5 protein-coding genes are annotated in these 12352 nt (G+C 62.1%); 1 reads left to right on the top strand and 4 read right to left on the bottom strand.

The features are described 5' to 3' along the window. Positions 1 to 38 precede the first annotated feature (38 nt). Complete coding sequence (locus ABK249_RS11270) at positions 39 to 824, top strand: metallophosphoesterase family protein (protein ID WP_037150801.1); 786 nt, start codon at positions 39 to 41, stop codon at positions 822 to 824. Positions 825 to 837: 13 nt separating this feature from the next. On the opposite strand, the gene ABK249_RS11265 is transcribed toward ABK249_RS11270, so the two are convergent. From ABK249_RS11265 to ABK249_RS11250, 4 genes are all read right to left on the bottom strand, one after another. Continuing rightward, positions 838 to 1620, bottom strand: coding sequence for an SDR family oxidoreductase (locus ABK249_RS11265; protein WP_037150799.1), 783 nt, complete (start codon positions 1618 to 1620; stop codon positions 838 to 840). 32 nt (positions 1621 to 1652) lie between these two features. Further along, complete coding sequence (locus tag ABK249_RS11260; RefSeq protein ID WP_227705095.1) at positions 1653 to 3011, bottom strand: aminotransferase class I/II-fold pyridoxal phosphate-dependent enzyme; 1359 nt, start codon at positions 3009 to 3011, stop codon at positions 1653 to 1655. Positions 3012 to 3082: 71 nt separating this feature from the next. Continuing rightward, the gene (locus ABK249_RS11255; protein WP_037150797.1) at positions 3083 to 10531 is read right to left on the bottom strand and encodes a type I polyketide synthase; all 7449 of its coding nucleotides are present in this window, start codon (positions 10529 to 10531) and stop codon (positions 3083 to 3085) included. 255 nt (positions 10532 to 10786) lie between these two features. Next, the gene (locus ABK249_RS11250; RefSeq protein ID WP_037150794.1) at positions 10787 to 11974 is read right to left on the bottom strand and encodes a polysaccharide biosynthesis/export family protein; all 1188 of its coding nucleotides are present in this window, start codon (positions 11972 to 11974) and stop codon (positions 10787 to 10789) included. Positions 11975 to 12352 lie beyond the last annotated feature (378 nt).

The raw sequence follows: 12352 nt of genomic DNA, 5'->3' as shown, positions 1-12352 counted from the left end.
TCGGATTCATTTCTTTTAGAGGCTCGGCGGCAGCGCGCATGCGCAAATTCATTGACTGGTTTTCGAGGCGCGGCGCTGAGAGCCCCAGCTCCCCCAAACGCCGCCGGATCGACCTCGGTTCGACTTCGCCCAGCTATCCGATCTATGTCATCGGCGACGTTCACGGCTGCGTCGACGAGCTGAAGGCGGCCGAAACGCGGATCGCAGCGGATATGAAGGCAACGAAACGCACCGGGCTCGTCATCCTGCTTGGCGATTATGTCGATCGGGGGCCAAGCTCGCGCCATGTCCTTGAACATCTCATCAGGCCCAGCGAACTCGGCCTGAAAAGGCTCCCGCTATGTGGCAATCACGACGACATCTTCGCCAAATTCCTCAAGGAGCCGGAGCTCTATTCGGAATGGCTGAGGCTGGGGGGAGAACAGACCCTGATCTCCTATGGGATCGATCTTCATCACCTGACTGCCCGCGCACGAGGCCGCAGCGCGAAACTGAGCGACCACTTGGTGGAAGCAGTTCCGGCATCGCATAGGCAATTTCTAGCCGACCTGCCGGTCTGCCTGGGAATCGGCGAACTGCTTTTCGTTCACGCCGGAATAAGGCCCGGCATCCCGCTCCACGAACAGCATGACGAGGATATGCTCTGGATCCGTGAACCGTTCCTCACAGAAGGGCCTCGGCTTCCGCTTCTCGTCATCCATGGTCACACACCAAAACCTGATCTCGATCTCGGGCCGGGGCGGATCGGCATCGACACCGGCGCCTATTACACCGGCAAGCTCACCATCCTGAAAATAGACGAAGGGCGCGCCACGGTGCTCTGAGCAATGGCGGGCCCTATGCCGGTTTTCGCCGATACCACCACGTCACAAGCGGCTTGACGAGCGAGCCGAAGAGGCCGAGACCGGTGATCGAAAAGCCGAAGTAAAGCCTCGGCGTTCCCCGGTCGATCGCTCGCACGATGCGCCTCGCGACGTCCTTTGCGGGCCAGGGCGAAGCCTTGCCTATGAGGGCCTGCGCCTCAGGCGGACGTTTTTCCAGTTCCCGTTCGAGCTGCGGCGTGAACGTATCGGGGGGAAAGCAGATCGCGATACCGACGCCCGATCCGGAGGCTTCCATGGCAAGCGCCTCGGCAAAACCCGTCAGCGCCGATTTGGAGGCGCAATAGGCCGTGTAGCCGTAGATGCCGATGAGACCCGCGCCGGAGGACACGATCATGATGCGGCCGCGGCCGCACGCCTTCATGCCCGGATAGACGGCCCGGACGGCATTGGCCACACCGAGGAGATTGGTCGTCACCTGTTCGGCGAAGGTGCTGCCCGAGAGCTTTTCGAAGACCTCAGGTTCAACGACACCCGCTGCCGCGACCAGGATGTCGCAGGGTCCGAAATCGGTCTCCGCCGCTGCAATCGCGGCGGAAAGTGCGGCATCGCAACCGACGTCGGTCGCGACGACACGGATATCCGCCTGCACGTCTCCCGGCAGGAGAAGGTCCCGGCGGGCCTCCTCCAGCTTTGCAGGATCGCGGGCGATAAGCGTCAGCCGCGCACCGCGGGCCGCATAAAGCCTTGCGACCTCCAGACCGATCCCACTCGATCCGCCGGTGACGATGACATGCATTTGATCCCGCTCGTCCGGAATTGGCGTTAGGTTCAGGATTTGCCGGCCGCCTGCAGCAACGGCGCAAGCTGCATCACCTTGTCCATGTCCAGTGAGGCTAGGCCGAAATTGCGATCCTGTAAATCTTTGAGCTTGCGGGCCGTGACCTCCACGGAATGACGGATCTGCTCTTCCGTATGGTTGCAGGTGATGAAAAAACGCAGCCTCGCCATACCTTCCGGCACCGCCGGATGGATGATCGGCAGGACGTTGATTCCCTCATCCAGCAGATCGTTGGAAAGCTGCACGGCGCGCAGCGAATCGCCCACGATCACCGGCACAACGGAAAAGCCGACGCTCAGGCCCGTGTCGAGGCCCGCCGCCCTGGCGCATTCGAGGAAGAGCGCGCCGTTGCGGTGCAGCCTTTCGGTCCGCTCCGGCTCGCTGCGCAGTATATCGAGGCCCGAACGCGCCGCGGCCGCCAGGACGGGCGCCAGGCCGACGCTGTAGACGAACCCACCGGCCTCCGCCTTCAGGATATCGACAAGAGCCTGGGAGCCGGCGATATAACCGCCGCAGCTCGAGGTCGTCTTGGAAAGCGTTCCCATCCAGATGTCGACATCGCTCGGGTCGACGCCGAAATGCTCGAACGTGCCGCGACCGCTCTTGCCCAGCACGCCGAGCGCATGGGCCTCGTCCAGCATCAGCCAGAAGCCGTAGCGAGAGCGCAGTTCCAGAAGCGCCGGCAGGTCGGCGATATCGCCGTCCATGGAGTAGACGCCTTCGACGATCACCAATATCCGCCGGAAATCGGCAGACAGCGTCCGCAAGACTGATTCCAGATTGGCGATATCGTTATGCCGGAAAAGCCGCCGGGTCGCCCCGGACTGCTTGATGCCCGCAAGCGCGCTGTTGTGGATGAACTCGTCATGGATGACGAGATCCTGCGGTCCCATGAGACAGCTTATCGCAGCAACATTGGTAAGATATCCGCTGACGAAGCAGACGGCGGCATCGACGCCGTAGACCGAAGCCAGGTCCTGTTCGAGTTCGGTATGAACCGGCCGTTCACCGGCGACGAGCCGGCTCGCCGAAGCGGAAATGCCGAACCGGTCGATCGCCGCCTTCGCCCTCTCCTTCGTTTGTGGATCGGTATTGGTCGCGAGATAGTCATAGGAGGCGAAGTTGATGAACTGCCGCCCGCCCATGGCCGTCGTCGCACCGGCCGCCCCGTCGTGGGAGCGGTAGAAGGGATTGGCAACCCCCGTCAGGTCGCCGGCCATGCGCTGAAGCTGGACACGCTGATATTCCGGCAATTCATCGAAACGCAGGGCCTGGCGTACCGGAGGCTGAGACTGCCGGCTGAGCCGCGCGGCCCGGTTGCGCCCGGACGATTCGCTTGCCTGACGCATCTTGTCCAACAGACCGCGTTTTCCCTCAACGCCGAGCCCTGAGGAAATTTCGTCGTCCGGACCTTCGTTCTTCACTGCGTCGCTGCTTTCTGCTCTCGGGAAACCGAATGGCTCTTCACAAGCCTGTCGACCACCTCGCTCTGGGCGGGGGCCGAATCCTCGGTCTCATCGTTGTGCTTCGACACGCGCTCACGCAGGCGCGTGACGACATCGCCGACGGTCGTATCGTCGCCGACGCCGCTTAAAGGAATATCGAATCCTGTCTTCTGTTGGAAGCCCATGCCGAGTTCCATCGCCATCAGGCTGTCGAGACCGATCTCCTTCAGGACCTTTTCCGGCGTGATGGTATCTTCCGCCACGCGCAGGATCGCGGCGATCTCGGCGGCCACCAGATTGTGAAGGATCTGCTGCGCCTCCTCAGCCGATTTGCCGTGGATCATTTCCTCCAGATCGATCGTATCACCGTCGGCCACGGCGCTGTTGCTGCCGGCCTGGCGGATGATCGTCTCGAAGATCGCGCCCCTGGCGATCGGCAGCATGCGAACAGCGCTCCAATCGACTTCCGCGATCATCACAGCGGCCGCATCGATGCTGCCGGTATCGGCGACCATGTAACGCTCGACCTGTTCCAATGCTTCGCGCGCCTTCATCGCCGTCTTGCCGATGCGCTTGGCAAGTATCTCGTTGACTTCGGCGTTGCGGGCAAGGAAGCCCGTGTCGGCGATCGCACCGAAGCCGACCGCCAACGCCGGAAAGCCGGCGGCACGGCGCGCGCGGGCCAGGCCTTCGAGGTAACCATTGGCGATGACATAGTTCGCCTGGCCCGGATTGCCGATCATCGTGGTAGCGGACGAGAAGAGCAGGAAGAGTTCGAGATCGTCCCCGGCGGTCAGGCGGTGCAGCACCTCGGCTCCCCTCACCTTCACATCCACGACCGGCTTGTTGCGCTCGGGCGTCAGGTTGGCGAGAAGCGCGTCGTCGAGCACCATCGCGGCGTGGACGATGCCCTTCACGGGACCTTCGGACCGCAGGAGTTCCAGAAGCGAAGCAGTCGCGGCCTCGTCGGTAATGTCGCAGGCGTGCACGGTCGCATTGACGCCCTTCTTCTGCCATGCGGCGATTGCCGCCTGCGTCTCGGCGTCCGCGACCCCGCGGCGCGAGCAGAGCGCGATACGGAGCGCACCCTTTGCGACCAGCCAATCCGCAGCCACGAGGCCGAACCCACCGATGCCGCCGGCGACGAGGAAGACGCCGTCGCCCGAGAAGCGCAGCGGCTTGCCCGGCGCGGCGAGAACCTTGTCCCTGCCGATTGCCGGCGGCCGGACCACGATCTTGCCGATATGACCGGCATTCTGCATCAGGCGGAAGGCGCTGCCGATCTCGTCATGGGCGAAAGCGCGATAGGGCAGCGGCGTCAGCTTGCCGTCGGCAAACAGGCGCCCGATCTCGGCAAAAATCTTGCCGGTGACCTTCGGCAAATTGACCAGAAGCTGGTCCGCATCGATGCCGAAATAGCTGATATTGCGGCGGAAGGGTCTGAGCCCGATCTTGCGGTCGGAATAATAGTCGCGCTTGCCGAGTTCGAGGAAGCGACCGAACGGCTTCACCAGTTCGATGCTGCGTTCCATGGCCTCCGAAAAGAGCGAGTTGAGCACCAGGTCAACGCCCTCGCCATTGGTGACGCCGCGCACGCGGGAAACGAAGTCGAGCGATCGCGAATCGAAGATATGATCGGCGCCCAGCGCTTCGAGGAATCGGCGTTTCTCGACGGTGCCGGCAGTGGCGATGACGGTCGCCCCCTTCAGCTTGGCGATCTGCAGCGCCGCAAGGCCAACGCCGCCGGCGGCGCCATGAATGAGGATCGTCTCACCCCTCTCGATATGGCCGAGATGGACCATGGCGTAATAGGCCGTCAGGAAGGTGACCGGCACTGTTGCAGCGGCGCAGAAGCCCATCCGGTCCGGGAATTTCGTGACACCGTCGCGGCGGACCCGGACATGGGTCGAGAAGGCAGCCGGCGCAATCCCCATGACCCGGTCGCCCGGGGCAAGATCGGTCACCGCCGAGCCCACTTCAACGACGCGTCCGGCCAGTTCCATGCCGATCGTCGCGCCGGCGAAGCCGTCTTCCAGCGCCTCTTCCGGCAGGAGGCCCATGGCCCACATCACGTCGCGGAAGTTGAGGCCGGTCGCCTCGACCGCAATCACCACCTCGTGCTTGTCCGGTACCGGAAGATCGCATGCCTCCCAGGCGATGCTGTCGACGCGGCCCCCAACGAACTGACGGATGGTCGCCGCCGGATAATCGGAACGCATGACGTCGGAAGACGGGAACGGGCCGGCAGCGGCGCGGACTTCCCGAACGCGGTCATCCACCATCATCCATTCGCGATTGGTCGTGGATGCAGCAAATATCTCAGCGGGAAGTGACGATGCGGTGATCTCGTCGGTTTCGGTGTCCAGCAGGTGGACATCGAAGGCGTCGTATTCGTTCTGCAGAACGCGGGCGAACGTCCACAAGCCGGCATTGGCCCCGTCCGTCCTGTCGCCGGCAAGCGGCGAACCGCCCGGTGCGACGATCAGAAGCGTCGGCCTGACAGCCGCCGTCCCGATATTGCGGGGATATGTCGACAGCGTTTCCGCCAGAAGACCCAGCCTGCGCAAGCGGTCCTGCGCAAGCGCCGAGGCGTCGCGAGGCCCCGTGCGCTCCGCAACATAGACCAGCCGGAGCGTCTGGCCTTCCAGGCGCGCGAAGGCATCGGCAAGCGCGGCCTCGTCGGCGTCGATATCGACGGCCTCGATCGCGTCGGCGGCGGCGATCCTGCGATCGGCTTCGGAAAGCATGAGGATCGGAGTGGCGGCTTCGTTTGCGACATCTTCCCGCGGCAATGCTGCCGATGTCGCCGTCGCCAGGATAAGCGCGCCTTCCGGGTAGGCCCGTTCCTCTGCATGCGGCCTTTCGAAGCCGAGGGTGGCGATCAGGTCTTCCACCTGACGCGAAGCCCCAAGCCGGCCGATCGGGAATTCCGAAGACTGGCTGCTTTCGAACCAGCCTTCCGATTGGCCGAATGCGAAGTCGTTGAAGGCGGACGGCGCATGGTCGGCAAACAACAAGCCAGCGCCTTTCGCGGACGCCAGCCGGATCGCCGCACGGATTTCCTCATCGCTCGCCAGAAGCCTCTGGCTCTCTGTGCCCGCAGCAATCACCAGGTCGACAGCCGGCTGTTCGCCAAGCTTCTCGATCTCGGGAAGAACGACATGCACGTCATGTTCGAAGGCGATTTCGAGGGTCCGGCGCACGCCTTCGCGAGGCTCGGCGATGATCAGCATCGCCCCCTTTTCCGCAGCAATCGCCGCCAGGCGGCGACTGAACGCCACGGAGGTCGTTCCGGCTTCCAGGATGGAGCGAACCGCGTCATTCCGTTCGGCAAGAGCCGCTTCAACCGCTTCGACCACGGCGGAAAGGCGTCGTTCAGCGAGCGGCGAATGCACCAGCACGTGGTCGAGCATCGCCTCGCTGGTCGTCTCTGCCTTTGCGACGCTTTCATCGCTACCGCGCAGAGAGGCGATGGAGAGACGTGCGAGCGCATCCCGATAGGCGTTGTTGACAAGCACCGCTTCCGCGACGCGGCCGGCATCTTCGCGATAGATCTCCTGCAGGATCTCGCTCACCGGCGGCAGGGTGAATTCCCGCGGGATATGCCATTCGCCTTCATCCGCCGTGGCAATGCCCGCGTCTTCCAGAACGAACAGGCAATTGGTCAGGAAGGAGCGGAACTCCGCATCTCCCGGCAGACGGCGAGTGGAAATAACGCCTCTGTTGTCCGCGAGCATGGCCGCGATCTCGTGACAGGCCCGGTAAATGGCCGCATCCAGAAGCAGCGTCGCATTGTTGGACGACTGGCCCCGTGCCGACCCGAACACGGTGGCGAGGCCGGGCCGGTCTCCGCTTTCCGATGCGAACAGCGTCGACGGAACGGACTCATAGTGAAACGCGACAGAGGCCAAGGTGTGATGACGGCGGAGCGACGTGCGGCGGAAACGGCAATCGTCGAAGGTTGCGACGACGTTTCCTTCCGCGTCGAACATCCAGAACCGGACCTTGAGGGAAAATCCGCTGAACCGCTCGATCTCGATCATTGCCCTGGTGATCGGACTGCCCTTGCCGACAACACAGATCGAGCCGAAGCGCACCGGAATGTAGGGCGCGCCCGCCTCATTGCCGGAAAGCTGATCGAATAGAGCAACCAGGCCATGGAAAGCGGCATCGACCGAGAACGGGTTCAGATTGTATTCGACGAAGGGGTGGGCCGGCGCCTCCGCCGGCTTCAGGTCCACCTCGACAAAGGTGCGGCCATAGGCCGTCGCCCTGGAGAGAAGCTGGAAGCGAGGGCCATACTGGAGACCGAAACGCTCAGCCGTCTCATAGGCTTCGCCGGAGGTCACGACCGTACCCTGTCCGCCTTGCGGCAGTTCCATCGGCACGCCGTTCTCGCCGTCGACGGGGCGGCGCGTGCGTGCGACCGCATGCACCGTCCAATCGTCACTGCTCAACCGCTCGCGCGAACGGATCTCGATATAACCGGTCTCCGGCGACAACATGGTCGACAGTTCGGCCACCCGGTCCTGTCGCAGTTCCAGCGGCCGGACGATCTCCAGATTGGAGATTTCGACTTCGTCTGTGCCGTGATAGCGCTGTGCCGCCGTGACGGCGATCTCGATAAAACCGCTGCCCGGCAGGATGGCGCGCGAATCCACCACATGCTCGGCAAGGTCCGGGAAAAGCCGCGCATCGATATGATTCTTCCAATGCGGAGCATTGGGGTCGCTCCGCCAGCCGAGCAGCGTGTAGGGTTTTCTGTTGTTGCGCCCGAAAACGTCGATTTCGTCGGTTGTCGGCGGGCTTTTCAGCTCGATTGGCTCGAACGGCAGGCTCGGCAGATCGACGGAGGCGTTGCGCTTGCCGCTGTGGCGTGACAGGAGCGGCGAAGCACCGTGGGCGACCGCGCGCGCGAAGGATTGCGCGACCGGGTCCCGGCCCGGCATCGGCGCCTCGCGCTGCAGCGTCGCGGTGACGACGGCCTGGACGGACTGATGCTTGGCGATATCGCTCAGATAGTTCGACAGGATCGGGCGCGGCGAAATCTCGATGAAGAGGTTGCAGCCCATCTCCATCGCCACCTGGGCGGCCGCCTTGAACAGAACCGGTTCGCGGACATTGTGCCACCAGTATTCGGCATCCAGCCCGCGACCATCCTGAATTTCACCGGTCACAGTCGAGATATAGGCGCAGGTCCCCGTTTCCGGCTCGATCTGCGGCAGGTCGGCGAGGAAAGCGTCCCTGGCCTCATCGATGATCGGATGATGGAACGGATAGTTGATGTCGAGGACGTGGGCGACGATCTGCGCCTTGCGGGCCGCATCGCGGAATGCATGGATCTCTTCGGTCGGACCGGAAATCGTTACCGAATTCGGCGCATTGATCGCCGCAATGCAAATATTGTCGAGGCCCTGCGATTTCGCAAAGGCGCGTGCGGCCTCCTCGTTCAGGACGACCGCCGCCATCTTGCCCTGGCCGGCGAAAATATCCTGATACTTGGAGCGCTTGGCAACGATCGCGACCGCCTCGGCAGCGGTCAGGGCCTTGGCCGCATAAGCAGCTGCAATCTCGCCCACAGAGTGACCGAAAACCGCGTCCGGTCGAACGCCGAGCGCGACCAGGCAATCCGAGAGCGCGGCCTGGACCGCGAACAGCATGGGCTGGGCGATCTTGGTATCGCCAAGTCGAAGCGCAAGATCCGACGCATCGAGGAGGTCGGTGAGCTTTTCCCCGAGGTGATATTCGAAGAGAGCGCTGAAGGATTGGAAACACTGCCGGAAATGCCGGCTTTCCCGGTAAGCCTCGACGCCCATCCCCGCCCATTGAGCACCATTGCCGGAAAAGACGAAGGCGATTTTCGCGCTCTGGGCCGGCGCCTCGCCGCGCTCACCCTGTGAGGCCTCGCCAGCAAGGTGAGCCTCGATCGCCGTCAGCACGCCTTCGCTGTCCCTGGCCTCGACGGCGAAGCGATGGCGCAGGATCTCCCTGTTGGCGGCCGTGGCGCTGATGATGCGGCGCGCCTGCTCGGGCTTGGACATGGAAAGACACGTCTTGTAGTCTTCGAGGAGCCTCGACAGCGCCGAAACGGTGTGGGCGCTCGCGACAAACAAAGAGCCTTCCGTTTTCGGCGAATCGAGAGGCGCCGGCCGCTCCGGATCGCTGATCACGACATGCGCATTTGTTCCGCCGAAACCGAACGAATTGACACCGGCGAAGCGGGCCTCCTTGGCCGGCAGCAGTTTCACCGCTGACGTGTTGACCCGCACGTTCAGGCTATCGAAATCGATGTCCTCGTTGACCTTTTCGATATGCAGCGAGGCCGGCAGGAAATTTTCCTCAAGCGCGATCATCGCCTTCAGAAGGCCGAACAGGCCGGATGCCGGCTCGGTATGGCCGATATTCGTTTTGATCGACCCGATCGGAACCGGTGCACGGCGGTTTTGCCCGATCACCGTACCGATCGCCCAGACTTCAGCCGGGTCGCCAACACGCGTGCCCGTGCCATGGCCTTCGATAAAGGCGAGACGGTTCACATCGATCGCATTGTTCTCGTAGATCGAATGCAGGAGCGCTGCCTGGGCTTCACGGGACGGCAGGCTGATAAAGTTCGTGCGGCCGGAGGAATTGACGGCAACCGCATGCAGACGCGCATAACTGCGATCCTGTTCACGCCGCGCCCTGTCGGACCGGCGCAGTACGATCGCGACACCACCTTCCGACCGTACATAACCATGACCATTGGTGTCGTAGGCACGGCAGAGCCCTTCCGGCGACAGCATGCGCGCCTGGGCAAAGCCCACGAAGGACAGCGGGTGGACGAGCAGATTGACGCCGCCGACGATGGCCGTATCGATCTCCCCCTTTTCAAGGGCAGCGGCGGCCTGATCGAGAGCAACGAGCGAGGAGGAACAGGCCGTGTCGATCGTCATGCTCGGCCCCTTGAGACCGAAGACATGCGAGATGCGGTTGGAGACGATCGACAGCGTATTGCCGGTCATGAAATACGGACTGCCGGAGGCAGGATCTTCCGAGATCAGGTTGCCGGCTTCCAGGCTGGAAGCCCCGATATAGACGCCGACACGCTCTTCCGAGAGCTTGCTCCAGGGCAGGTTCGCGTCTTCCAGCGCCTGCCAGACCAGGTTGAGAAGAACACGCTGCTGCGGGTCCATCTGCATCGCTTCGCGTTGCGACAGACCAAAAACTGCCGGATCGAAGGCGTAGATATCGTCGAGAACGCCGGCGGCAAAGGTATAGGTCTTTCCGAGAACGCCCTGGGCCGGGTGCCAGTAGCGGGCACATTCCCAACGATCATCGGGAATCCGAGTGATTGTGCAGCGCCCCTCACTCAGAACCTTCTGTAGCTCCTGTACAGAATTTGCGCCTGGGGCAACGCAGGCCCTGCCGATGATTTCGATCGTCATGGTCACTCGGTGTTCGTCACATTTACCGTGGCAAAGCAGTCGCGCCATCTCGCCAGATGACTCTAACAACACACTTATTAAGGGTTGTCACGAAAAAAACTGCATATATTCAACCTTTCGCATAAAACGGGCTTCGCCTGTTCATACGCCATTCGCACAACAAAAATTCACATCCTGCATCAAAAGCTCGACGAATCCTGTCCGTGACTGGATGGATCCGAAAAATTATTCCACTCACTCTAGGCTGTGGACAGCCTAGTCACTGATCCGCTCGAGATTGTAGGCGACTCCTGCCCCTTGCGATGCAATACCGATCGGTGCGCCGATGAGCGCCAGGAATTTCCGCAGGTCGACGGAAGTATGGCGGGAAGCATAGATCACGTCACGGTTCTTAACCGGGAAGGTCTGCCCGACGAGCAGGCTATCCGGATGGGTCATGTCGAAACTATAAACGATCGGATAACGGCCAAGCCTGTCAGGCTTCATCCCCTTGCTGAGCAATTCGTTGAAACGTTGTCTGCCGAGCAGGCTCATCACGATATCCGCTTCCTCATAACGGAAAAGGAAATAGCCCTTGGCGTCAACCGCTGCATCATTGCCGCCGCCGCCAAGCGCCACGGCTTCAAGCAGGTTGAGGTCGCTGGCGCCGAAATTGATGCGGGCGTTCGCCCTGACAGCACCGAGCAGAGTAAAGGTCCGCGGATCGCGGGCTACGAAAATCTGATCTCCGGGCTGGACATAGATGTTCTCGCTCGGATTGTCGATGACCGACGACAGAAGCGCCGTGCCCGTCTTTTTGCCGCGGACAAGCGTGACATAGGTCTCGTAGGGCTGGCCGCTCGGACCGCCGGCCTTGGCAATCACGTCGGTGATCTTTTCTCCGACCAGGCCAAGCGGCACTTGCGCGGAACTCCCCACAGCACCCGAAACAGTGACCTTGCGCGATGCCGTGTTGACGCTGGAAACAATGACGTCCGGCTCGACGGCTCGGCTCCTCAATGATGAGAGAATCTCCTGCCGAGCCTCCTCAAGCGTCTTGCCTGCAAAACGGATGGAACCGACATAGGGGATGGCCGCCGTGCCATCCTGCTGCACGACGACATCAAGACTGGTCTGTTTCGATTCGGTTGTGGAAAACAGGCCATCGGCCCCCGCTTCGAAGATGCTGATCTTCAGCTGGTCCCCCACGCCGATGACCGCGCGGCCGGCGCCGCCGCCAAATCCGAACCGGCGATTGAGAGCCGTGGCGACATAGTCGGACACAAGCTTTGCCGTTCGGTTGTCGACATTGACGATGTCGAATACTGCCGCATCGATCCGTCCGATCTGGGTGGGTGATTGACCTGCATCCTTCTTGATATCCGCCGTCAAAGGCCCTTCGCCAGGTACGGCCTGGCAACCCGCCAAAACCGCACAGATCATGATCGCAGTCATTCGAACCAAATTCGATACTCCAAGTCAGGCCCACGTGCCCGAAGGGCAACGCGGACACTTCGGGGATTCCGACCGCCTTTCAAAAGCACACCAGGCTCTCGACAACAAGCCGGATCACACCGTGCCGTCGAAAATAAAATTCCTGTGCGCTTTTAAGGCCATAGTCCGCGGCACCCTAATATTCACGAGCGAACCTAAACAAGTTGAGTTAAATGCCTTCTAATGAATTTGGTTAACAGGGCCGGCGTCCGATATCCCATCCAGCAGCTCATAGAGCGCTGTGTATTCCGGGCTCGTGTCCCACCGCCCGGCGAAAGCTCGCCGCCGGTATCCACCACCATCTTTCGGTCGCGATCCAGAGTAACCCTGCCTTAACCGGACCAACAC

It is taken from the genome of Neorhizobium phenanthreniclasticum (assembly GCF_040066075.1).
Taxonomy (GTDB): Bacteria; Pseudomonadota; Alphaproteobacteria; order Rhizobiales; family Rhizobiaceae; genus Neorhizobium; species Neorhizobium petrolearium.
The sequence above is the reverse complement of the archived record's forward strand: the minus strand, read 5'-3'. Positions and strand labels throughout refer to the sequence as shown.

Excerpts from the sequence above, each read along its gene's own strand:
- ABK249_RS11270 (WP_037150801.1), top strand. The coding sequence starts at position 39 with ATGCGCAAATTCATTGACTGGTTTTCGAGGCGCGGCGCTGAGAGCCCC.
- ABK249_RS11265 (WP_037150799.1), bottom strand. The coding sequence starts at position 1,620 with ATGCATGTCATCGTCACCGGCGGATCGAGTGGGATCGGTCTGGAGGTC.
- ABK249_RS11260 (WP_227705095.1), bottom strand. The coding sequence starts at position 3,011 with ATGCGTCAGGCAAGCGAATCGTCCGGGCGCAACCGGGCCGCGCGGCTC.
- ABK249_RS11255 (WP_037150797.1), bottom strand. The coding sequence starts at position 10,531 with ATGACGATCGAAATCATCGGCAGGGCCTGCGTTGCCCCAGGCGCAAAT.